This window comes from Polaromonas sp. (genome assembly GCF_043778355.1).
Taxonomy (GTDB): Bacteria; Pseudomonadota; Gammaproteobacteria; order Burkholderiales; family Burkholderiaceae_C; genus Polaromonas.
Genome location: NZ_JAYWHI010000115.1, coordinates 1 through 22,959, shown reverse-complemented (window position 1 = coordinate 22,959; position 22,959 = coordinate 1). Strand labels below are relative to the sequence as shown.

21 protein-coding genes and 2 pseudogenes are annotated in these 22,959 nt (G+C 63.3%); 14 read left to right on the top strand and 9 right to left on the bottom strand.

Annotated elements, in window-relative coordinates; translation table 11 throughout:
- Positions 1–14 precede the first annotated feature (14 nt).
- The 4 genes from ACH2CW_RS16790 (at position 15) to ACH2CW_RS16775 (ending at position 2,607) form a co-directional block, all read left to right on the top strand.
- Complete coding sequence (locus ACH2CW_RS16790) at positions 15–320, top strand: DUF1330 domain-containing protein (RefSeq protein WP_395060220.1); 306 nt, start codon at positions 15–17, stop codon at positions 318–320.
- Positions 321–350: 30 nt separating this feature from the next.
- Positions 351–1,637 (top strand): phosphopyruvate hydratase, encoded by a 1,287-nt coding sequence (eno, locus tag ACH2CW_RS16785; RefSeq protein ID WP_395060218.1) that lies wholly within the window; start codon positions 351–353, stop codon positions 1,635–1,637.
- 101 nt (positions 1,638–1,738) lie between these two features.
- Complete coding sequence (locus tag ACH2CW_RS16780; protein WP_395060216.1) at positions 1,739–2,014, top strand: septum formation initiator family protein; 276 nt, start codon at positions 1,739–1,741, stop codon at positions 2,012–2,014.
- Between the two features lie 95 nt (positions 2,015–2,109).
- Positions 2,110–2,607 carry a hypothetical protein gene (locus ACH2CW_RS16775; RefSeq protein ID WP_395060214.1) on the top strand — a complete coding sequence of 166 codons (498 nt, stop codon included), beginning with the start codon at positions 2,110–2,112 and terminating at the stop codon, positions 2,605–2,607.
- Positions 2,608–2,942: 335 nt separating this feature from the next.
- Here ACH2CW_RS16775 and ACH2CW_RS16770 read toward each other — a convergent pair whose 3' ends face one another.
- Together ACH2CW_RS16770 and ACH2CW_RS16765 are read right to left on the bottom strand one after the other, a co-directional pair.
- Positions 2,943–3,911, bottom strand: a complete 969-nt coding sequence (locus tag ACH2CW_RS16770) for an Hsp33 family molecular chaperone HslO (RefSeq protein ID WP_395060212.1) — start codon at positions 3,909–3,911, stop codon at positions 2,943–2,945.
- Between the two features lie 99 nt (positions 3,912–4,010).
- Positions 4,011–4,535, bottom strand: a complete 525-nt coding sequence (locus ACH2CW_RS16765) for a gamma carbonic anhydrase family protein (protein ID WP_395060210.1) — start codon at positions 4,533–4,535, stop codon at positions 4,011–4,013.
- A gap of 180 nt (positions 4,536–4,715) precedes the next feature.
- On the opposite strand from ACH2CW_RS16765, the gene ACH2CW_RS16760 reads away from it, so the two are divergent.
- From ACH2CW_RS16760 to ACH2CW_RS16750, 3 genes are all read left to right on the top strand, one after another.
- A complete protein-coding gene (locus ACH2CW_RS16760; RefSeq protein ID WP_395060208.1) occupies positions 4,716–5,843 on the top strand; it encodes a PAS domain-containing protein in 1,128 nt (375 codons plus the stop codon).
- Positions 5,840–6,655 (top strand): ferritin-like domain-containing protein, encoded by an 816-nt coding sequence (locus tag ACH2CW_RS16755; protein WP_395060206.1) that lies wholly within the window; start codon positions 5,840–5,842, stop codon positions 6,653–6,655. The genes ACH2CW_RS16760 and ACH2CW_RS16755 overlap by 4 nt, the downstream gene beginning before the upstream one ends.
- Positions 6,656–6,821: 166 nt before the next feature.
- Positions 6,822–8,099, top strand: coding sequence for a class I SAM-dependent methyltransferase (locus tag ACH2CW_RS16750; RefSeq protein WP_395060204.1), 1,278 nt, complete (start codon positions 6,822–6,824; stop codon positions 8,097–8,099).
- A 72-nt stretch (positions 8,100–8,171) separates the two neighbouring features.
- Here the strand turns inward: ACH2CW_RS16750 and ACH2CW_RS16745 are convergent, their stop codons facing one another.
- From ACH2CW_RS16745 to ACH2CW_RS16735, 3 genes are all read right to left on the bottom strand, one after another.
- Entirely contained in the window at positions 8,172–9,164 is a 993-nt protein-coding gene (locus ACH2CW_RS16745) for a Bug family tripartite tricarboxylate transporter substrate binding protein (protein ID WP_395060203.1), read from the bottom strand.
- 172 nt (positions 9,165–9,336) lie between these two features.
- Complete coding sequence (gene xerD, locus ACH2CW_RS16740; protein ID WP_395060201.1) at positions 9,337–10,239, bottom strand: site-specific tyrosine recombinase XerD; 903 nt, start codon at positions 10,237–10,239, stop codon at positions 9,337–9,339.
- A 115-nt stretch (positions 10,240–10,354) separates the two neighbouring features.
- Positions 10,355–11,329 carry a tripartite tricarboxylate transporter substrate binding protein BugE gene (locus ACH2CW_RS16735; protein WP_395060199.1) on the bottom strand — a complete coding sequence of 325 codons (975 nt, stop codon included), beginning with the start codon at positions 11,327–11,329 and terminating at the stop codon, positions 10,355–10,357.
- Positions 11,330–11,451: 122 nt separating this feature from the next.
- On the opposite strand from ACH2CW_RS16735, the gene ACH2CW_RS16730 reads away from it, so the two are divergent.
- Positions 11,452–12,357: an AEC family transporter gene (locus ACH2CW_RS16730; RefSeq protein ID WP_395060197.1), complete on the top strand. Its 906-nt coding sequence runs from the start codon at positions 11,452–11,454 to the stop codon at positions 12,355–12,357.
- Between the two features lie 87 nt (positions 12,358–12,444).
- Here the strand turns inward: ACH2CW_RS16730 and ACH2CW_RS16725 are convergent, their stop codons facing one another.
- The 3 genes from ACH2CW_RS16725 to ACH2CW_RS16715 are packed head-to-tail and all read right to left on the bottom strand — an operon-like array spanning position 12,445 to position 14,719.
- Positions 12,445–13,281: an extracellular solute-binding protein gene (locus ACH2CW_RS16725; protein WP_395060195.1), complete on the bottom strand. Its 837-nt coding sequence runs from the start codon at positions 13,279–13,281 to the stop codon at positions 12,445–12,447.
- Positions 13,278–13,967: a phosphate ABC transporter ATP-binding protein gene (locus ACH2CW_RS16720; protein WP_395060193.1), complete on the bottom strand. Its 690-nt coding sequence runs from the start codon at positions 13,965–13,967 to the stop codon at positions 13,278–13,280. Before ACH2CW_RS16720 ends, ACH2CW_RS16725 begins: the two co-directional genes overlap by 4 nt.
- The gene (locus tag ACH2CW_RS16715; protein ID WP_395060191.1) at positions 13,964–14,719 is read right to left on the bottom strand and encodes an ABC transporter permease; all 756 of its coding nucleotides are present in this window, start codon (positions 14,717–14,719) and stop codon (positions 13,964–13,966) included. Before ACH2CW_RS16715 ends, ACH2CW_RS16720 begins: the two co-directional genes overlap by 4 nt.
- Positions 14,720–14,853: 134 nt before the next feature.
- On the opposite strand from ACH2CW_RS16715, the gene ACH2CW_RS16710 reads away from it, so the two are divergent.
- Entirely contained in the window at positions 14,854–15,963 is a 1,110-nt protein-coding gene (locus tag ACH2CW_RS16710) for a substrate-binding domain-containing protein (protein ID WP_395060189.1), read from the top strand.
- 326 nt (positions 15,964–16,289) lie between these two features.
- Here the strand turns inward: ACH2CW_RS16710 and ACH2CW_RS16705 are convergent, their stop codons facing one another.
- Positions 16,290–17,984, bottom strand: a complete 1,695-nt coding sequence (locus tag ACH2CW_RS16705; RefSeq protein WP_395060187.1) for a long-chain fatty acid--CoA ligase — start codon at positions 17,982–17,984, stop codon at positions 16,290–16,292.
- A gap of 123 nt (positions 17,985–18,107) precedes the next feature.
- Here ACH2CW_RS16705 and ACH2CW_RS16700 point away from each other — a divergent pair.
- The 5 genes and pseudogenes from ACH2CW_RS16700 to ACH2CW_RS16680 form a co-directional block, all read left to right on the top strand.
- Positions 18,108–18,607 (top strand): annotated as a pseudogene (locus tag ACH2CW_RS16700) (Bug family tripartite tricarboxylate transporter substrate binding protein); the annotation flags it as partial.
- A 268-nt stretch (positions 18,608–18,875) separates the two neighbouring features.
- A pseudogene (locus tag ACH2CW_RS16695) lies at positions 18,876–19,340 on the top strand (Bug family tripartite tricarboxylate transporter substrate binding protein); the annotation flags it as partial.
- 433 nt (positions 19,341–19,773) lie between these two features.
- Positions 19,774–21,426, top strand: a complete 1,653-nt coding sequence (locus tag ACH2CW_RS16690; protein WP_395060185.1) for a PAS domain-containing sensor histidine kinase — start codon at positions 19,774–19,776, stop codon at positions 21,424–21,426.
- Positions 21,404–21,778, top strand: coding sequence for a response regulator (locus ACH2CW_RS16685; protein WP_395060183.1), 375 nt, complete (start codon positions 21,404–21,406; stop codon positions 21,776–21,778). The genes ACH2CW_RS16690 and ACH2CW_RS16685 overlap by 23 nt, the downstream gene beginning before the upstream one ends.
- Positions 21,775–22,959 (top strand): response regulator (locus ACH2CW_RS16680; RefSeq protein ID WP_395060181.1); only part of this gene is annotated, 1,185 nt, incomplete at its 3' end. The genes ACH2CW_RS16685 and ACH2CW_RS16680, both read left to right, overlap by 4 nt.

Genomic DNA, 22,959 nt, shown 5'->3' with positions numbered 1-22,959 from the left:
CGCAGGATCGACCCATGACACCCGCCTACATCATCGTTGACATGAAAATCACCGATACCGAACAGTACAAGCAGTACATGGCGGCGGCGCCTGCCGCCGTGGCGGCTGCTGGCGGTGAATACCTGGTGCGTGGCGGAAAATTCGAGGCGCTGGAAGGCCACTGGCAGCCCGCGCGGGTGGCGATGCTGCGCTTTCCCAGCTATGACAAGGCCAAGGCCTTTTATGACGACGAGATGTACCGTGCCGCGCGCGCCAAGCGTGCTGGCGCCACCGAGTTTTTCAATATGGTGCTGGTCGAAGGTGTTGCCGCCCCGGTCTGATCGCCCCCTCCACAAAAAAGAAGGAACCTAATGAGCGCAATTGTTGATATCGTCGGCCGTGAAATCCTGGACAGCCGGGGCAACCCCACCGTCGAATGCGACGTGTTGCTGGAATCCGGCGTCATGGGCCGGGCCGCCGTGCCCTCAGGCGCCTCCACCGGCTCGCGCGAAGCGATCGAGCTGCGCGACGGCGACAGCGGTCGTTACCTTGGCAAGGGCGTGCTCAAGGCCGTCGAATACATCAACACCGAAATCTCCGAAGCGGTGCTGGGGCTGGACGCCAGCGAGCAGGCCTTTCTGGACCGCACACTGATTGACCTGGACGGCACTGACAACAAGGCGCGTCTGGGCGCCAACGCGATGCTGGCCGTCAGTATGGCGGTGGCGCGTGCCGCCGCCGAGGAAGCCGGCCTGCCGCTGTACCGCTACTTCGGCGGCATGGGCGCGATGCAGATGCCCGTGCCGATGATGAACGTGATCAACGGCGGCGCCCACGCCAACAACAGCCTGGACCTGCAGGAGTTCATGATCGTGCCGGTGGGCGCGCCCAGCTTCCGCGAAGCCCTGCGCTGGGGCGCCGAGGTGTTTCATGCGCTCAAGAAAATCCTGCACGACCGCGGCATCAGCACCGCCGTCGGCGACGAAGGGGGCTTTGCGCCCAGCGTTGAAAACCATGAAGCGGCGATTGCACTGATTCTGGAAGCCATCGACAAGGCCGGCTACACCGCCGGCGAGCAGATCGCGCTGGCCCTCGACTGCGCGGCCAGCGAGTTCTACAAGGATGGAGAGTACGTGCTCGCAGGCGAAGGCGGCCTGCGCCTGAACGCCCAGCAGTGGACCGACATGCTGGCCACCTGGTGCGACAAGTACCCCATCATCAGCATCGAAGACGGCATGCATGAAGGCGACTGGGACGGCTGGAAAATCCTGACCGAACGCCTCGGCAAAAAAGTGCAGCTGGTCGGCGACGACCTGTTTGTCACCAACACCAAGATTCTCAAGGAAGGCATTGACAAGAACATTGCCAACTCCATCCTGATCAAGATCAACCAGATCGGCACCCTGACCGAGACCTTTGCCGCGATCGAGATGGCGAAACGCGCCGGCTACACCGCCGTGATTTCGCACCGCTCGGGCGAGACCGAAGACGCGACGATTGCAGATATCGCGGTGGGCACCAACGCCGGCCAGATCAAGACCGGCTCGCTGAGCCGCTCCGACCGCATGGCCAAGTACAACCAGTTGCTGCGTATTGAAGAAGACCTGGGCGACATCGCGACCTATCCGGGCCGCGCGGCCTTCTATAACCTAAGGTAATGGCCCCCACGCTCACGCACTTCGTGTCGTTCGCTGCCCCCCGAGGGGGCCGCGTTTCGCCTAGGGGCGGCCCGGCGGCGAAACATCCCCACGCATAGGCAATGGGAAACCGCGTCGTCCCCGCCCTCCTGATTGTGCTGCTCATCATCGTGCATGCACAACTCTGGATAGGCCGGGGCAGCCTTCCCAGCGTCAACGAGATGCAGCGCCGGCTCAGCGAACAGGCCGCGCTGAACGCCAAGGCTGAAGCCGACAATGCGCGCCTCTCGGCCGAGGTCAAGGACCTGCGCGAAGGCCTGGAGATGGTCGAGGAAAAAGCACGGGAAGAGCTGGGCATGGTCAAACCCAATGAAATTTTTGTGCAGGTCACGCCCTGATCCCGCGCCGGCTGCACCGATCTGGTTGCAGTTGAATCTACTATGGTTTTGATAGCTGCTTACATCCGTCAGCCATGGGCTGGAGGCATATTTCATTGAAAAATGAAGATGGTGCGCGGGTACATATCCGCGTGCTCGGCGCACCCGGCACTGGCAAGACCCAACTGGCGGCGGAGCTGACGACCGCACTGCCGAGTGAGAACCCTGCGCTCCTGTTCGCGGTTGACGACAACCCGGCGCTGCCCTTGCCCCGCCACGGTTCGCACGCCTGCGTCACCCTGCTGATGGGCCTGGACCTTCCGGCGCCTGATGCGCTGATGGCCGCGCAGCAAGCCGCCGACTGGGCACTGCGCGACGCGCTCGCCTTCTCCGGCGTCAACTACCAGGTGGTGTACGGGCTGGGTGAGCAGCGGCTGCGCAGCGCCCTGTCTGCGCTGCAGGTGGGGTTGCCGCGCGCCAGCAGAGCGGCAGAAGCGGACTCCAGCCGCGGACGCTGGGTCTGGACCTGCGACAACTGCAGCGACCCGCAGTGCGAGCGCCGCCTGCTCAGTGACCTGCTGGCCGCACGCGAGGGCTCGGCTGGAGCGCCCTAGGACCCTCTGCATAACTCGCGCCGCGCGCGGCGGGGCTTTTGCGGGATGAGCCGTTAGGCGCAAAACCCAAGGCAAGGCTGGCCGCCTTGCCTGGTTTTGTAACGACACGGATCGCCCGCAAAATCACGCCCCCGAAGGGGTTCGGACCCGAGCAAACGCGGTCGCGTTTGCGGGCCACATTGGCCATCCCGGCACGCACAGCCGACCGGCTGTGCTGGCGGGCGCTTTCCTCACCAAACCCCTTGCGTGTGCCTCGGCACACGTTGCGAGGTGTTGGCAAGCAAATCATCCCGTTGTGGACCCGAACGCGCATGGCGGGAGTTATGCAGAGGATCCTACTGCACCGTGGGCGCCGGCGGCAACTGCCCCGCCGGGCTGGTGAAGATCTGCGCCGCATCGACCGGGTCAAAACCGTACTGCGCGCCGCAGAACTCGCAGCCCACGTCAATGCGCCCCTGCTCGGCGATGATGCCTTCCACCTCGGCCGTGCCGAGGCTGCGCAACATGCTGCTGACGCGCTCCTGCGAACAACTGCAGGCAAAGGTCGGCGTGCTGGGCACAAAACGCGTGAGTTTTTCTTCCCAGAACAGGCGGTGCAGCAGGGTGTCCGCATCCAGCGTCAGCAACTCCTCGCGCTTGAGCGTGCCGGCCAGAATGGCAATACGTTTGTAGTCTTCGTTGCGGCCGATCTGGTCTTCGTCAGCGTCGCGGTCGCGCTGGCTTTCGAGGTTGCCCTCGCCCTTGACCGGCAGACGCTGGATCAACAGACCCGCCGCCACCTGGCCGTCTGCGGCCAGGATCAGTTTGGTGTCGAGCTGCTCGCTCTGAAGCATATAGTGCTCCAGCACCTCGGCCAGGTTCTCGATTTTTTCATGCTGGTCACCAAACAGCGGCACCACACCCTGGTAGGGCTGGCGGCCCGGCAGCTTGTCCTTCGGGTCCAGCGTGATGGCGCAGCGCCCCTGGTTGTTGACGTTAACGAGACGGCTCAAGGTGTCGCCGGGCAGCACCTCGCCGGTCACGGTGGCGGTCGCGCGCAGGCTCAGGTCAGGCTGCACCTCGGCCACGGCCAGCTTGACCGGGCCGTCGCCAAAGATCTGCAGCACCAGCGCGCCGTTGAATTTGATGTTGCTCTGCATCAGCGCGCCGGCTGCCGTCATTTCGCCCAGCAGTTGCAGCACTTCAGACGGGTAGCCGCCCCCAGCCTCGCGCCGCTTGAGGATTTCCTGCCAGGCATCGGTCAGACGCACCAGCATGCCGCGCACCGGCAGGCCGTCGAAAATAAATTTGTGAAGCTCAGACATCATGAAACTGGGTTGGTGTCGATCAATGGGGCTGTCATCCTGGACCTGATCCTGGATCCATGGATTGCGGATCGCGTCCGCAATGACAATTCACGGCGTTCATGCGATCTTCTTGAAGCCGGCTTTATAGCGCCGCGCATTCTCTACATAGTGATGCGCAATCGCTTTTAAACCCTCGATCTGCTCGGGTGACAACTGGCGCACCGCTTTGGCCGGGCTGCCCAGGATCATGGAGCCGTCCGGGAACTCCTTGCCCTCAGTCACCAGCGAGCCCGCGCCCACCAGGCAGTTTTTGCCGATGCGCGCCCGGTTCAGCACCACGGCGCCAATGCCGATCAGCGAACCATCGCCGATGGTGCAACCGTGCAGCATGACCTGGTGGCCAATGGAGACGCCCTCGCCGATGTCCAGCGGGACACCGGGGTCCGCATGCAAGACGCTGGCGTCCTGGATATTGGAATTGCGGCCGATACGCACGCTTTCGGTGTCGCCGCGGATCACGGTGCCAAACCATACGCTCACGCCCTCGGCCAGCGCCACATCACCAATCACCTGCGCGCTGTCGGCCACCCAGGCGCTGGGGTGAATGTCGGGGCTCAGGCTGTCAAGTTGATAAATGCTCATGGTTCTGCCGCATCCTGGAACAAAGTGAATAAAAAGACAAAGCCCATTGTAAGTAGCCCACCTGCCACCGCAGCGCTGCAGAATCGCACGCGTGCCGCCTAGAATCGCTGCTTGACCTGCTCCCCGCCTCACTGCCTGATCTGCTGACTTCCCCACACACTTCCCACCCGCCCGCCGCCCATGACACCCCTGAGCCCCGATCTCCTGTTTGAGCACACCTCGGACGCCATCGTGGTGCTGGATGCCGGCCTGCATATCCGTCGGCTGAACCACCGCGCCAGCATGCTGTACCGCCAAAGCGCGGCCCCGCTGATCGGTCGACGGCTGCTGGAGGTGTTTCCCGATGTCACCGGTTCGTCGGCCGTTTCCGAGCTGGAGGCCACCCGTGCCGGCAAACTGCCAAGAAAATTCGACATGTTCATTCCGGGGCTGTTTGCCTGGCACACCGTGCTGGCCGTGCCCCATGATGACATGCTGGTGCTGTTCATTCGCGACATCACCGACCGGGTGCGCCGCGAGCAGGACGAGGCGGTGCGGTCGGCGGTGCGCAGCATTGTCGAAAACCTGCCCGTGTTGGTGACCATCACGCGCGGCCCGAACCACCGCATCGAACTGGTCAACGCCATGGCCCGCACACTGGTGGGCCGCGAGGACATGGAAGGCGAGCTGCTGCACAAGGTGGTGCCCGAGGCAAGCAGCCAGGGGTTTATCGATCGCCTTGACGCGGTGTATGCCAGCGGCCAGCGATTCGAGGGGCGCGAGTTGCCGCTCGACTGGCTGCCGCCGGGCGCCGACGCACCGCGCCGCAGTTACTTTCACCTGGTCTACCAGCCGCTGCGCGCGCCCTCGGGCGAGATCAACGGCATTCTGCATCTGGGTGTGGAAGAAACCGACCAGGTGCACAAGCGCGAGGTGATGGCGCGGTATGCGGCAGAACGTGTCGCCATCCTCGAGCAATTGTCCGAAGGCGTGATCGTCACCGACGCCGCCGGTGAGATCACCTTTGTCAACGAGGCGGCCAAACGGCTGCACGGCGTCGCGCTGCTGGGTGTGGCGCCCGAGGGCTACACCGAGGCCTACAACCTGCTGACCGAAGACGGCGCCCCTTACCCGGTGGAGGACCTGCCCCTGAGCCGCGCGGTACACACCAACCAGCCGGTGCTGGGCGCGCGCTGGCGCATCCGCCGCCCTGACCAGACCGAAGTGCTGGTGTCCGGCAACGCCAAACCAGTGCTGGGCAGCCACGGTGAACGGGTGGCCTGTGTGCTGACGCTCAATATCGTGGGGCCCGAGGCCAGCAAGCCGTGACCGCGCCGCTGCCGCCGCCAGAACTGCGCGAGCAAGCCCTGCAGGCCCTGGTGGCCCCGGATCCAGAGCAAAAAGTGCTTCTAGCCCTCGCCATACATGCGCGGGCAGCTACTTTTTCGATAGCAAACCAGCGTTCGGGCGCAGAGCCGCCACGGTTGCCGGGCCGGCCCGTGCGGCCTGAACTGCGTTCCCACCTGGACGTGCCCAAGCGCTCACCGTACACGCCGGCCGGCCTGGCCGCCCTGCTGCATGCAGTGGCCCACATCGAGTTCAACGCGATCAATCTCGCACTCGATGCGGCCTGGCGTTTTGACGGCATGCCGCCCGCCTACTACCTCGACTGGCTACGCGTGGCGGCCGAGGAAGCCCATCATTTCAGCCTGCTGCGCACGCAGTTGCAGGCCATGGGCTACGACTACGGCGACTTCCCGGCACACACCGGCCTCTGGGACATGACCCAGAAGACATCTGACGACGTACTGGCCCGCATGGCGCTGGTGCCACGCACGCTCGAAGCGCGCGGCCTGGACGCCACGCCGGCGATGCAGGCCAAGCTGCGCAAGGTCGGCACGCCGGATGCTCTCGCAGCCGTCGGCATCCTCGACATCATCCTGCGCGACGAAATCGGCCACGTCGCGATTGGCAACCACTGGTACCGGCATTTGTGCGGCGAGCGCGGGCTGGAGCCGGTCGCCACCTACGCCGAGCTGGCCGCGGCCTACGGCGCGCCGCGGCTCAAGGGGCCGTTCAACCTGGATGCGCGTCGCGCTGCCGGGTTCGATGAGGACGAACTGGCCTTGCTGGTCGATTGAGACTGCGGCCTGATTGACCTTTCGCAACAATCCCATTTTTTTTACACACGCCGACCTGAACTTCAAGCATAGTCGGACTTGCCATTGGGTCGACGGCAAACCGGTTGCAGCAACACCGGCGTTCTTCATTCAGACCCACTTTGAATGCAAGAACAGGAGTGCGCCCATGATCCGGCATCTCGTTCCCCATCTGGAGTCCCGGCTGGTTCACCTGCCGGCCCCCATGTCTGTGCAACTGCCTGCGGGTCCGCTGCTCGGAGCGCCGGATGCGCCAGTCAGGATGAGTTTTTCGCATTGGGCCAGCCTGACGCGACTGCGTGCCGGCCAGATCGGCGCGCTGGCGGAAGAGTACGTCGAGGGCAGGCTCAACATCGAGGGCCGCATGCGCGACGTGATGGCGGTGGCGGCCAGCCTGCTGCCGGCGAATCCGGTACACAGCGACACCGGCTGGTGGGCCGGCCTGCAAAGCCAAATCCGCTCGCTGCGCATGCACACCCCCGAAAAAGACGCCGAACAAGTCCAGTTCCACTACGACGTGTCTGACGATTTTTATGCGCTGTGGCTGGACCCGCGCCGCGTGTACTCTTGCGCCTACTACCGCGACGAGGCCATGTCGCTGGCGCAGGCGCAAGAGGCCAAGCTGGACCACATCTGCCGCAAGCTGATTCTCAAGCCTGGAGAACGCTTCCTCGACATCGGTGCGGGCTGGGGCGGCTTGCTGCTGTGGGCCGCCGAACATTACGGCGTGGACGCCACCGGCATCACGCTGTCGAAAAACCAGCATGCGCATGTGCAGGCGCTGATCGCCGAGAAAGGCCTGCAGGGCCGCGTGCGCATGGAGCTGCGCGACTACCGCGACCTCGACGAAAACCAGCCCTTCGACAAGATCTCATCGGTCGGCATGTTCGAACATGTGGGCCGCGCGCAAATGGGCGCCTACTTCGGCAAGATCATGCGCCTGCTGGCGCCGGGCGGCCTGGTGCTGAACCACGGCATCACCGCCGGCGGACTGGACAACACCAAGCTGGGCGCAGGCATGGGCGACTTCATAGCGAAATACATCTTCCCTGGCGGTGAACTGCTGCATGTCAGCGATGTGCTGACCCACCTGGCGCGCTCGGGCCTTGAAATGGTTGACACTGAAAACCTGCGGCCGCACTATGCGCGCACGCTCTGGGACTGGTCGGATGCGCTGGAGGCCCGGCTGAGCGAAGCGCAGCAGGTGCTGGCTGCCACCGGCGGTGACGAACGCGCCGAAAAAATCCTGCGCGCCTACCGCCTGTACCTGGCCGGCAGCGCCATGTGTTTCGAGCAGGGCTGGATCAGCCTGCACCAGATGCTGGCGGCGCGCCCGGCGGGGTCCGTGCCGGGTGAGGCCATCCAGGGCGCGCAAAGCCGTTACCCCTTCCGCCGCGATTACATGTACGCCGCGCCGGGTTCATAAACAAATCGGCCTCCAGCCCTTGCGGGACAAGCGCAAGCAGCTATCAAACAGATAGCATCCGGGCGACAGCCATCAATCGGTTTTGATGCCTGCGGCCTGGACAATCCGGGCGTTGCTGGCCGACTCCTGCGCAATCTGGCGGGCGAACTCCGCGGCGCTGCCGACCGTCGGCACGTTGTCGGCGCTCAGCAGGCGCTTGCGCAAGTCGGGCGTCTGCAAGGCGATGTTGATCTCGCTGTTGAGCCGCTGCAGCACAGCCGCCGGCGTGTTGCCCGGCGCAAACACGCCGAACAGCGAACTCAGGTTGGCCGGTGCGAAACCGAGCTCGGCAAAGGTGGGCACCTGCGGCAAGGCCTCAACCCGCGCCGGCGCACCGACGGCCAGCGGACGCAGCTTGCCCGACTGGATGTGCGGCATCACCGCGCCGCTGAGGTTGGTGGTGATCACCTCGAACTGACCACTCAGGGCGTCGGTCAGTTGCTGGCCGCCGCCTTTGTAGGGAATGTGGGTGATCTCGACTTTGCCGCCGTTCTGCACCTGCTCAAGCACGATGTGGCCGACCGTGGCCAGGCCCGAGGTGGACCAGCGGACGCTGCCGGGTTTGGCTTTGGCCTGCGCCAGCATGTCCTTGAAATCCTTGCCGCCAAAGGCCGACGTCGCCAGCAGCACCACCGGCGAATACATCACGCTGGCCACAGGCGCGATGTCCTTGACCGGGTCATAAGGCAGCTTGCCCAGGTGCGGGTTCAGCGCCAGCGGGCTGATCGCCGAAAAGCCCAGGGTGTAGCCGTCAGGCGCGGCCTTGGCCACCACGTCCATGCCGATGCTGCCGCCGGCGCCGGCACGGTTTTCAATCACCACTGGTGTGGCCAGTTGCTGCGCCAGCTTCTCGGCCAGGGCGCGCGCAATGTTGTCGCTGATGCCGCCCGGCGGGTAGGCCACCACGATACGAATGGGCCGCGCCGGCCAGCCGGCCTGGGCGAAGGAAACGGAAGGCAGCGCGGCGGCGCAAAGCGCGAGCAAAGGCAGGGACAGCAGGCGGCGGCGTGATGGGTACGAGGACATGAATTTTCCTGAGATGAACGTGGCTGTATTTTGCCTTGCGTGCCACCGTGATCAGCTCGTGGACGGCTCTCTGTTCAAGCAGAGGCCGCGGGTCCGGCTCTGCCGGCCCGCAGGCGCATCCTTCGACAAGCTCTGGACGAACCGTTGTGAAACGATCAGTCGTGGCGCGAAATCAGCCCCGGGGGTGGTGCTGGGAATGCAAAGCCTTGAGGCGTTCACGCGCCACATGGGTGTAGATGGTCGTCGTCGAGATGTCGGCATGCCCCAGCAGCATCTGCACCGCGCGCAGGTCGGCGCCGTGGTTCAGCAGGTGCGTGGCAAAGGCGTGGCGCAGGGTGTGCGGCGACAGCGGTGAGTGGATGCCGGCGCGCAGCGCATATTTTTTGACCAGCATCCAGAACATCACGCGGCTCATGCCGCTGCCGCGCGCCGTGACAAACAAATCGTCGGTTTGCTGACCTTTCAGAATCTCGGGGCGCGCTTCGGCGAGGTAACGCTCTATCCACAAACGGGCCACCTGACCGAAGGGCACCAGGCGCTGCTTGTCGCCCTTGCCGGTGACGCGCAGCACACCGTCGTTCATGCTGGTGTGAAAGGTCTTGAGCCCGACCAGCTCGCTCACGCGCAGGCCGCTGGCGTACATCAGCTCCAGCATGGCGCGGTCGCGCAGGCCCAGGGCCGTGTCTTCGCTCGGCGCCGCCAGCAGCAACTCAACCTGCGCTTCAGACAGCAGCTTGGGCACGCGCAGCGCCTGTTTGGCCGACTGCAGCTTGAGCGTTGGGTCGGCGCTGATCAGGCGCTCGCGCAGCGCCCAGTGGAAGTAACGCTTGAACACGGTCAGCCGGCGGTTCGCCGAGGTCGCCTTGGTGGCACTGTGGCGGGCCGAAAAATAGCCATGAATGTCACTCTCGACGGTGGCATCCAGCGCACGGCCGCCCTGCTCCTTCGCACCCAGCCAGGCCGCGTACAAGGAGAGATCGCGCCGGTAGGCAGCCAGCGTGTTTTTGGACAGGCCGTCTTCCAGCCACAAGGCGTCGATAAAACTGTCTATGCCGGACTGGCTGTGGGGATGCATGCTGCGACGATAACAAACTGCACCGCCCGAGCGCCGTGGTGCACCCAAAAAACACCCCGCCAGGCACCGGGCCTGTGGGGTGGCGGCACGCGGCGGGCTGGAAGGCCCGCGCGGCTTATTCGAGCTTCAGGCCGGCGCTGCTGACGACCTTTTTATAAACCTCGAATTCGGCCTTGATCTGTGCAGTGAACTGCTCGGGCGTGTTGCCCACAATGATGGAGCCGGTGTCCTCGATGCGCTTGCGCACGGCGGGGTCCTGCAGGGCCTTGAGGGCGGCTGCGCTGACCTTCTCAACCACCTCTTTCGGCAGACCCTTGGGGCCGGTGAGGCCGTAGTAAGCCATGCGGTTCACGGGCTCCAGGCCGACTTCCTTGAAAGTCGGCACATCGGGCAGCACGGTCAGGCGCTGAGGCGCGGCAACCACGATGGGGATCAGGCGTTTTTGCTGGATGAAAGGCAGGGCCGAGGGAAGGTTGTCAAAAATGATCTGTACCTGGCCAGCGACTGTGTCGTTCAGGGCCGGACCCGCACCGCGGTAAGGAATGTGCGTGATGAAGGTGCCGCTGAGGTTCTTGAACAGCTCGGTCTGCAGGTGGCCGATGCCGCCGGTGCCCGACGAGGCGTACGAGTATTTACCGGGGCTCTTCTTGAGTTCGGCGATGAACTCCTTGTAATTGCGCGCCGGGAAGCTCGGATGCACCGCAATGATGTTGGGCGTCGCCGCGATGTTCATGATGGGCGTGAAGTCCGTCAGGGTGTTGTACGGAATCTTCGGGTTGATGGCCGGATTGGCCGCCGTGGTGGACACGGTGGCCATGCCCAGCGAGTAACCGTCCGGCGTGGCGCGTGCGGTGTCCAGCGCGCCCACAACGCCGCCGCCACCCGCCTTGTTCTCGACGACCACGTTCTGGCCGATCGCCTTGCCCAGCGGCTCGCTGATCACGCGGGCAACGATGTCGGTGGTGCCGCCCGGTGCAAACGGCACCTGCAGCTTGATGACCTTGTTGGGGTAGGCCTGGGCAAAGGCCGAGCCCGCCGCAGCAGTGGCCAGCGTCAGTGCAGAAAGGGTGAGCAGATAACGACGTTGCATGGCGAACTTCCTTAAAAAAATAACAATGGCTAATCCTAAGCGCAAGCAAGGTGCCTGCCTCTTGTGGATAACGCATAAGGGCAATCCCTAGGAAAGCCCCACCGTTTTGTTATTCTCACCGGGTGAACTACGCGCAACTTCTTTTCCCCGATTTCTCGCTGATTCTGTGTGGCTACCTGGTCTGCCGTTACACCGCCCTGAACCGCACCGTCTGGCAGCAGGTGGAAAGCCTGGTGTACTACTTCCTGTTCCCGGTCCTGCTGTTTCACTCCATCGTCAGGAGCCCGCTGGATCTGGGCGCGGCTTCCAGCCTGATCGCTGCCGGGCTGAGCATGGGGGTGCTGGGCATCGCCCTGGCCTACTCGTTGCCGTACTTGCCCTGGTTGGGCAAACACATCGACCGGCGCGAACACGCCGCCAGCGCGCAGGTGGCCTTCCGCTTTAACTCCTTCATCGCGCTGGCGCTGGCCGAGCGCCTGGCTGGTGCCGAAGGCCTGCTGCTGATCGCGGTGCTGATCGGCGTCTGTGTGCCGCTGTTCAACGTGGGCGCGGTCTGGCCGATGGCGCGCCACGCCAACACCGGCTTTGTGGGCGCATTGGTGCGCAATCCGCTGATCATCGCGACCGCCATCGGGCTGGCCGCCAACCTGCTGGGTTTCCAGATGCCGGTCTGGCTGGAGCCGACCGTGAACCGCATCGGCGCGGCGTCATTGGCGCTGGGCCTGATGGCCGCCGGCGCCGGCATGCAGTTCGCCTCGCTGGCTTCGGCCAAAACCCTGGCGGTGTCGCTGCTGGCGATCCGCCACTTTTTCATTCCGCTGATCGCCCTGGGCCTGTCCTGGGTGTTTGGACTGTCGCCGGTGCAGACCACGGTGCTGCTGTCATTTTCGGCCCTGCCGACGGCCTCAAGCTGCTACGTGCTGGCAGCGCGCATGGGGTACAACGGCGCGTTTGTCGCCGGCCTGGTGACCTTGTCCACCTTGCTGGGCATCGTCAGCCTGCCGTTTGCGCTTGGTTTGTTGCGTTAGCCCCCACGACCCTTTACCGGGTTCCGATCGTCTTGAGCTTGGCCTGTCCTGAGCCCGTCGACGGGTCGAAGGTTCGAAGAATGTGTATCACTTGGTGGCATTCGGAAAAAACAGCTGCTCACCACCTATCCTGTAGCTGGCAATCGAGGCCTGACCGGCCGGGGAAACAATCCAGTCGACAAACTTCTGCGCCTCGGCGAGCTTGACCTGCGGGTGTCTGGCCGGGTTGACGACCATCACGCCGTACTGGTTGAACAGGCGGGTGTCGCCCTCGACCAGCACCGCCAGTTCGCCGCGGTTCTTGAAGCTGAGCCAGGTGCCGCGATCGGTCAGCACGTAGGCGTTGGTCGACGAGCCGATGTTGAGCGCCGGGCCCATGCCACAGCCGCAGGCCTTGTAATTGGCGAACTGCGGGTTGTCGACACCGGCATTTTTCCAGTAACGCAACTCGGCAGCGTGGGTGCCGCTCTTGTCGCCGCGTGAAACGAAATTGGCGTTGGCCGCGTTGAGTTTTTTGAGGGCCTCGACAATGTCCTTGCCTTTGGTTTTGGCAGGATCGGCAGCCGGGCCGACGAGTACGAAGTCGTTGTACATGACCGGGAAACGCTTCACGGCAAAGCCTTCGGCCACGACTTTTTCCTCGGCCACTTGGTCATGCACAAACAACACATCGGCATCGCCGCGGCGCCCCATGTCGATGGCCTGGCCGGTGCCCAGCGCCACCACCTTGATGTCGATGCCGCTGGTCTGCTTGAAGGCCGGCAGCAAGGTGCCAAACAGCCCGGACTGCTCAGTCGAGGTGGTGGAAGCCATCACGATCGGCTGCGTTTGCGCTATGGAAACAGTAGCTGCCAGCGCAATCGGGACAAGGGCTACAGCCTTGAAAGACTTCAAAATTCGGAAACACATGGGGACGGCGTTCATACAAGCTCTCCTTTGACAAAATGCTCGGCCTCAGGCGGCAAGGGGCCGTTGAAAAAATCACGTGTAGGCAGGTCGGCCAGCAGGTGCCCCTGCTCCAGGTAGATCACGCGGCTGGCCAGGCGCTTGACCTGACCGAGGTTGTGGCTGCTGAAAATCAGCGTCATGCCAGCCTCTGCAAACTCGGCCATCAGGGCCTCGACCTCGCGTTTGGCGGCGGGGTCCAGGCTGGCCGTCGGTTCGTCGAGCAGCAAGACATCGGGCCGCAAGGCCCAGGCCCGCGCCAGTGCCAGGCGCTGCTGCTGTCCGCCCGACAGCGCCTTGGCATTGCGCTGCGCCAGCGCCAGCAGGCCGACGCGTTCGAGCGCGCGCAAGGCCTGCACTTTCGCATCCTTCCAGGCCACGCCCTTGAGCCACAGGCCCAGCGCCACATTGGTCTGGGCGCTGGCACGCAACATGTAGGGGTGCTGGAACAACATCGCCTGACGCGCCGCTGCGTCAACCTGCAGGCTGCCGCTGCTGGGCCGCACCAGGCCGTGCAGGGTGCGCAGCAAGGTGCTTTTGCCGCTGCCATTGGAGCCGACCAGCGCCACGCGTTCACCGGCCTCAATGCGCAGTCCGCAGGCTTTCAGCGCCTGCACCTTGCCGTAGCGCACCCCCACGGCGTTCAGTTCGAACAGCGGGTTCATTGGCCGCCTCCCTGACGCAGCAAGCTGGCGCCTTCGGGCGGCGCCGCATGGTCGTCCAGGCGTTCACGCCAGCGCCGCACCAGCGCGATCAGCACGTTGAGCAGCAGCACCACCGCCAGCAGCAGCAGGCCCAGCGCCAGCGCCAGCGGCAGGTCGCCCTTGCTGGTTTCCAGCGCGATCGCGGTAGTCATCACACGGGTGAAGCCGTCGATGTTGCCGCCCACCACCATCACCGCGCCGACCTCGGAAATCGCGCGGCCGAAGGCGGCGATCAGCACCGTGAGCAGGGTGTAGCGCTCGTCCCAGAGCAGCAACAGGCTGCGCATGCCCTTGCCTGCACCCAGCGACTGGAACTGCTCACCGTGCAGGCGGTCGGCGTCCTCGATGGTCTGGCGCACCAGCGCCGTGACCACCGGTAGCACGAGCACGGTTTGCGCCAGCACCATGGCTTTGAAGGAAAACAGCCAACCGAGAAAACCCAGCGGCCCGGAGCGCGACAGCAACAGGTAAACCACCAGCCCGACCACCACCGAGGGCAGCGCCAGCAGGGTGTTGAGCAGCGTCAACACCGCGCCACGGCCACGAAAACGCGCCACACCCAGCCAGGCGCCCAGCACCAGGCCGGCACTGCAGGCCAGCAGGCAGGCGCAGGCGCTGACGGCCAGCGACCTCAGCACAATGCTGCCGAGCAGAGGATCCAGAGAGGTGATCAGCGCAAACGCAGTGCTGACGCTGTCGGAAAAGGTGTTCATGCAGACCCGGAAAAGAGTGCCTATCCTAGGTGCGCAAGCCGCGGGGCGCCATCGGGGATCACGAGTTATGAAGCCTTGTGCATAGGCGCAGCAGTCCGCTGCAGAGCTGCACCCATAATCGGGCCATCTCTGCCATGCACAAAGTCGAACTCTCCTACCTGCTGTCGCCCGAACGCGGCAAAGATGCGCTGATCCGCAACCCGCTGATAGACCTGCTGCACGCGGTGCGCGAGCAAGGCTCGATCTCGAAGGCCGCGCGCGCGTTGGACCTGTCCTACCGCCATGTCTGGGGTGCACTCAAGAAGTGGGAGCAGACGCTGGGCCGCACCCTGATCGTCTGGGACAAGGGCCAGCGCGCCCAGTTGACCGAGTTCGGCGAAAAGTTGCTGTGGGCCGAGCGCCAGGCCCAGGCCCGGCTGGCGCCGCAGATCGAGGCTTTGCGCGGCGACATTGAACGTGCGTTTTCCACCGCCTTCGACGACGAGGCCCACGTGCTGACGCTGTATGCCAGCCATGACGCCGCGCTGAGCGCGCTGCGCGACGAGGCCGCCACACGCCGCCTGCATCTGGACATCCGTTTCATGGGCAGCGTGGACGCAATCGCCGCGCTCAACAGCGGACGCTGCATGATGGCCGGCTTTCACACCCTGGACCGGCCCGGCGCCAGTTCGCTGGCGGCGCGTGCTTACCGCCACCTGCTCAAGCCAGGCCAACACAAGCTGATTGGTTTTGCGCATCGCAGTCAGGGCCTGATCGTGGCCAAAGGCAACCCGCGCCGCATCCGGCAACTGGCCGACATGTATCAGCCCGGCCTGCGTTTCGTCAATCGCGCTGAAGGCACCGGCACCCGCGTGTTGCTCGATGAACTGCTGGCGCAGGACAAGCTGGGCGCCAGCGGCCTGCGCGGCTACACCAGCCAGGAGCCGTCCCACACCGCCATTGCGCAGGCGGTGGCCAGCGGTGCGGCCGACGCCGGTCTTGGCATCGAAGCCGCCGCGCGTGAAAAAGGCCTGGACTTTGTGCCGCTGGTGCAGGAGCGTTACCACCTGGTCTGTCTCAAATCAGCCCTGCCGCAGGCGCCGGTACAGGCGCTACTGACCGAACTGCAAAGCGCCGCCTGGCAAACCACCCTGGCCGGCCTGCCCGGCTACAGCGGCGAACGTGCGCAAAGTGGTCAGGTGTTGTCGCTCAGGGCCATGTTGCCCTGGTGGAATTACCGGAAAGCCAAAACCGCGCAGTCTTGAGCATGTTTCCGGGCTACAGCCCATACCAGGCGGGCATAAGCAGCTATTTAATTTATAGCGAATTCATCGCGGAGTCTGTCATTCCGGACTGGATCCGGGATCCACGGGGCGATCCCCGACCGTTCGGGCTGAGCCTGTCGAAGCCTTCTCTCCTTGTGCTGCGCCTGCAGGCCGGGAGTTGCCCGGCCAACAGGCATCAGCAAACCCAGGAAGCTTGAAGGAAAAACGCGGCTTCGACGGGCTCAGCCCGAACGGTGGCGGTCTTCGAGCGGAAATCCTGGATCAGGTCCGGGATGAAAACCCGGAAGATGTCAGAAGAGCAAGCCTCAGGCCTTCTCCGCCTCCTGCAAGGTCCGCCACATCACCTTCCCCGACCCGCTCTTGGGCAAGGCATCGACAAATTGCACCACCCGCGGGTATTTGTAGGCGGCCATGTTGTCGCGGCACCAGCCGATGATGTCCTCCTCGGAGGTCACGCCTTTGGCGGCAGGCCGCAGCACCACGACCGCCTTGACGGTCTCGCCGCGGTAGGCGTCGCGGGTGGAGATGATGCAGGCTTCCTGGATGGCCGGGTGCTTGAACATCAGCGCCTCCACCTCGGCCGGCCAGACCTTGAAGCCCGAGGCATTGATCATGCGTTTGAGCCGGTCGGTGATGAAGAAGTAGCCGTCTTCATCGACCCGCCCGAGGTCGCCGGAACGGAAAAAACGCTTGCCGTCGAAGTCGATAAAAGCCGAGGCCGTGGCCTCGGGCCGCTTCCAGTAGCCTGAAAAATTCTGCGGCCCGCACATGATGATCTCGCCCTGCTCGCCCTGCGGCACTTCCTGCAGCGTCAAAGGGTCGATGACCCGCGCATCCACGCCGACAAAGGGCACCCCCAGGCACTGCTGCTTGGTCGCGTCTGGCGGATTGCTGTGCGAGGGCGCGGCGGTTTCTGTCAGGCCGTAACCTTCGGCAAAACGCAGACCATACTGTTCCCACAAACGCTGGGCCACGGCCTGCGGCATGGCCGCGCCGCCGCCGCCGATGTAGACCAGGCCGCTCAGATCAAAACTCGCAAAATTCGGGCTGGCCAGCAGGTCAATGACCATGGTCGGGATGTTGGTCCAGTGCGTGACGCGCCACTTCGAGATCAGGCGGCCGGCCAGCTCGCGGTCCCATCGCGGCATCACCACCAGCGTTGCGCCGCCATATATCGACGCATGCATGACCGACACCATGCCGGTGATGTGAAACATCGGCACCACCGACAGCACCACGTTCTCAAACGTGCTGTTGCCCCACAGGCCGCTGGCCACCGCGTTGTGCATGATGCTTGCATGCGTGTGCATGCAGCCCTTGGGCAGGCCGGTGGTGCCGCTGGTGTAAGGCAGCACCGCGAGGTCTTGCGGGGTGGCGCTGTGCGCCGGCAACGTCGCAACATCGCCGCGCAGCGCGTCGGCCCAGTCGATGACCGTGCCGCCGTCGAGCGCTGGCAGCGGATGCCGCGTGCCCAGCCAGTCCTGCCAGGCAGAAGGCAGGGTCTCGGCGCCTTCGGCCTGCAGGTCGAAGGCGTCGCTGTAATGCGAAACAACCATGTGCTGCAGGCGCTCGGCCGGGGCCAGTTGCGCGTTGGCGCGGGCCAGCTCGGACGCCAGATCGGCCGCAATGATGGCGACTTTGGCGTCGGGGTCAAGGATGTAGTGTTTGAGCTCCTCGGCCCGGTTCATCGGATTCACCGGCACCACCACGGCATCGGCGCGCAGGATGGCAAAGTGGGCAATCACCCATTGCGGGCAGTTCTGCATGTCCAGCACCACGCGATCACCTTTTTTGACGCCCAGGGCATGCAAGGTCGCGGCCAGGCGTTCGGCCTTGTCCAGCACCTCCGCATAAGTGAACACGCGGCCGAAAAACACCAGCGCGGCCTTGTCCGGAAAACGCAGGGCGCTGACCACCAGGTTGTGCCACAGCGAGGTGGTGGGCGGCGTGATGGCGTGGGGCAGGCGTTTCGGCCAGAACTTGAAATGGGCGCGGTTCATGGTGTCTCCTTGGGCCAAGCGTAACCCGACCGGTGAAGCGAGGCATCGGGGAAGACGCTAGCGGCGTCGCGTGCGCGACGCTGTTTATCATGGGCCACTATTTCAAACAAAGAGGAGACATCCATGTTCACTCCCCGGCATGCCCTGGCGGCTCTGCTTGTTGCGCTCAGTTCAGGGGCTTTTGCGGCCTTTCCCGAAAAACCGATACGGGTGGTCATCGGCTTTCCCGCAGGCGGGCCACTCGATCAACATGCGCGGCTGCTGACCGAGCGGCTGCAGGCAGTGCTGGGCCAGCCCATCGTGATTGACTACAAGTCGGGCGCCGGCGGCACGGTGGGCGCGCAGGATGTGATGAAGGCCGCTCCCGACGGCTACACCCTGATGCTGGCCAATACCGGCGTGATGGTGATCAACCCGGCGCTGTACAGCAAGCTGCCTTACGCCACGTTGAAGGACTTCACACCGATTGCGCGCACCGCCATGCAGCCGCTGGCGCTGCTGGTCAACCCCAAACTGCCGGTGACCACGCTCAAGGAGTTTGTGGATTACGCCAAAGCGCGTCCGGGTCAGGTCAACTACGGCTCGGCCGGCAATGGGGGCATCAGCCATCTGGTACCTGAGAACCTGTTCACGATCTAAACGGGACCGCGCAAGCGCTTTCGCGGGATGGGATGCAAGGCGCGGTGCGACGCCCATAGCCGGGCTATGGGCTAGCGCCGCAACGCCGCAGACCGCCCGAGAAGGCGTTTGCCCTCCGGGTTGGGGTGAAATCGGGCGATTGGCCCACCCAGGCCCTTGCATGGGCACCAGCCCATGCGGCGTTCCTGCGCGACCCACTCATCCCGATTGCACCCCAACGCGGCCCCGTTGAGACCGTGAACAGGTTCTTGGATGTTCAAGAACGCCGCCGGCCTGTTCATGGTGCACATTCCCTACCGCGGCAGCGCACCCGCGTTTACCGACCTGATGGGCGGTCAGGTGCAGTTCATGGGCGAGTCGATTCCGCAGGCGGCGAGTTACCACAAGCAGGGCAAGGTGCGCGCACTGGCCGTGACCAGCAAGGAACGCAACCCCGCGCTGCCGGACATTCCGACCGTCATCGAATCGGGCTTCAAGGGTTTTGAGGTGGTCGGCTTTTACGGCTTTCTGGCACCCGCCGGTCTGCCCCCGGATGTCACCGCGAAATTGAGCGATGCCTTCAGGCAGGTCATGGCCAGCCCCGACATCCGCAACCGCATGGTGACCCAGGGCGCGGACCCGGCATTCCTGGGCAGCGAAGACTTCGCCAAATTTCTCACCGCAGAAATGCCGCGCTGGGCCCAGGCGGTCAAGGCATCGGGCGCGAAGCTGGACTGAAGCGCAAACAGTCCACATGAAGCCGTTGAGTAAGGCGGCTATCAGGCAGCTCAAGAACCACCGGAAACGGAGGGCATCCCTAAACCAGCACACTTGTCTGTGCGTTTTCGGACATAAAGCCCACATAACTACTGTATGTCGGGTATTCCTTAGCTTTTGGAGTCCCTAAAGGTTGCAACACTGTTAATCTTGTTCCATCAACTCCTCCTTGCCACCAGCCTGTTCGCGTTTCAGTGCTGACCAAGTGGTAACCCGTGAGCCTACCCTGCAGTGATGGGACGTGTCTCACACCCGCCGACTGCCGAGTGCCCCTTCGCGTGGAGAGATGTGAATGACGAATACGGGCTTTACCGTCAACGTCAGTGAGAAACCGGCAAGCGTCGATGGCGCTGTGGAGCTCGGGCGCCAGGAAACACTGCTCAAGGCCGGCGCTTTGCAGAGCGCCATCTTCAACAGCGCCAACTTCTCAAGCATTGCCACTGACGAAAAAGGCGTCATCCAGATTTTCAATGTCGGTGCCGAACGCATGCTTGGCTACGCTGCTGCCGACGTGGTGAATAAAATCACGCCCGCCGATATTTCTGACTCTCAGGAAGTTATTGTCCGGGCTGAACGTCTTAGCCAGGAACTGGGTACCCGCATCACGCCCGGTTTCGAAGCCCTGGTTTTCAAGGCAACGAGAGGCATCGAAGACATTTACGAACTCACCTACATTCGCAAGAACGGCAGCCGCTTTTCGGCGATTGTTTCGGTCACCGCTTTGCGCGATACCGAAGAAGGCATCATTGGTTACCTGCTCATCGGCACCGACAATACGGCGCGAAAAAAGGTGGAGGCGGCTCAGGCCGTGCTGGACCAACGGCTGCGCGACCAGCAGTTCTACACGCGCTCGCTGATCGAATCAAGCATCGATGCGCTGATGATGACGGACCCACAGGGTTTCATTTCGGATGTTAACCAGCAGATGATGACTCTGACCGGCCGCACGCGCGACGAACTGATCGGGGCTCCCTGCAGGAAGTTCTTCACCGATCCGGCCCGCGCCGACGTCGCCATCCAACGGGTGCTTTCCGAGCACAAGGTCAGCAACTACGAACTCACGGTACGCGCCCTGAACGGCGAGGAAACGGTTGTGTCTTACAACGCCGCCACCTTCCAGGACCGTGACCGCAAGCTGCAAGGGGTGTTTGCTGCAGCGCGCGACGTGACCGAACGCAAGCGATTTGAGCGCGCCTTGCAGGAGAAAAATATTGAGCTGGAACACGCCAGCATCATGAAGTCAGAATTTCTGGCCACCATGTCGCATGAACTGAGAACGCCGCTCAACGCCATCATCGGTTTTTCCGAGGTACTCAAGGACGGACTGGTGGGCGCGATGAGCGAAAAACAACATGAGTACATCGACGACATTTTTACCAGCGGCCAGCACTTGCTCTCGCTGATCAATGACATTCTGGACCTGTCCAAGGTCGAGGCCGGCATGATGGCGCTCGAACTGGAGCCGGTCGATCTGGACAGGCTGCTGTCTGGCACTCTTTCCATTGTCAAGGAAAAAGCGTTGGCCCGATCCATCGCACTTGAACTTGACAACGACGGGGGGGCAGGACTTCTGCTGGACATGCGCAAGACCAAACAAATCGTCTACAACCTGCTCGCCAATGCCGTCAAGTTTGGGGCAGGTGGAAGCCGGGTCACATTGAACGCACGACGCGTTCAGCGCGAGGTGGTGGGGACACTCCCAGGCACCTGGCCGGTGCACAGCTTTCCTCTGGCTGACAACGAATACACCGAGTTTCTGGAAATCTCCGTCAGTGATAGCGGCATTGGTATTTCAAAGGAAAACATGGCCAATCTGTTTCAGGCTTTCAGTCAGATTGACAGCAGCCTAGCGCGCAAATACCAGGGGACCGGGCTCGGTCTGGCGATGGTTAAACAACTTGCGGAGCTACATGGCGGCACAGTGGCTGTTGCCAGCGCGGAAGGCAAAGGTGCGCACTTTGCCGCATGGCTTCCAGTGCGCGCGCACAGTCTGTTGGCAACGCATACCGCAGGGGAGACGCCCGATGGCCAGCATTTTAGTCATTGAAGACAACGCCACAAATATGAAACTGGCTTGCCTTTTGCTGCGCGATGCCGGACATGCCGTATTGTGTGCGGTCGATGCGGAGACGGGTCTGACCCAGGCCCGCGCTGAGCATCCCGACCTGATCCTGATGGATATCCAGCTACCCGGCATGGACGGCCTCGCGGCAACGGCCCTGCTGAAGCAGGACGCGACCACGGCGGCCATTCCGGTCATCGCACTGACAGCCATGGCGATGAAAGCGGACCACGAAAAGAGCCGGGCAGCTGGCTGCGACCTGTATATCGCAAAACCGCTGCGTTACAAAGAGCTGTATGCGGCTATTGACTCCCTTCTGATCGCAGGAAAATCATGAACGCCATCGCCGAGTTCAACGACGTCGCCGCGACGATTCTCATCATCGACGATGAGGGCAAGAATCGAAAATTGCTCGAAGCACTGCTGCAGCCCGAAGGCTATGTGACCCTCAGCGCCGCCAGCGGCGATGAGGGTCTGGAATCGATTGCAAAACATGCTCCGGATCTGATCCTGCTTGACGTCATGATGCCCGGCATGGACGGCTACGCTGTGGCCAGCGCACTCAAAGCCAGCCCTGACACAGCGAACATACCCATCATCATGGTCACGGCGCGAAGCGAACGCAGCGCCCGGCTGGCGGGCCTCACAGCCGGTGCAGAAGAGTTCCTGACCAAACCGGTTGACCGGGTTGAGCTGTCTCTGCGGGTGAGAAACCTGTTGCGTCTGAAAGCAATTGCCGATCTGCAAAACCACAGCCGGCTGCTGGAACAGGAGGTCTTGGCCCGTACGACGGAGTTGAGGCGCTCTACCGAGCTGCAATTGGTCGAGGCCGCCAAGCAGATGGCCATTCTGGACGCCCTGCCGGCGCACATAGCGTTGCTTGATGGTGACGGGCTCATCACCGCCGTGAATGAGGCATGGCGGCAATTCTCAAGAGGAAATGCGCTTGATCTTCCGGGCGACGGCGTGGGCGTCAGCTACCTCGGGACTTGCATCAATTCGCGCGAAAAGGACTGCACCGGCGCTGGGCGGGCAACCGATGGTGTCCGTTCAGTTTTGAACGGTGACGCAGACCAGTTTTCACTTGAATACCCTTGCCATTCGCCCATGACCGAGCGCTGGTTCCTGATGACCGTGACTCCTTTGTCAAATGACCGACCGAGTGGAGCCATCGTGATGCACACCAACATCACCGCGCGCAAGCAGGCCGAGGAAGAAGTTCAGCGCCTGAACCTCCATCTGGAGGAACGTGTTCGATTGCGCACTGCACAGCTTGTGGCGGCCAATCAGGAACTGGAAGCATTTTCGTACTCGGCTTCGCACGACCTGCGCACACCCCTGAGCGCCATCGACGGCTACAGCAGCCTGCTCGGCAAAGAAATCAGTGCTGGCGAAGTGAGCGAATCCACCAAACATTATTTGTCCCGCATTCGCGTAAACGTGGCGCACATGGGCGACATGATCGACGCCCTGCTGTCGCTGGCACAGGTTTCGCGCAGCAGACTCTGCTCAGACCAT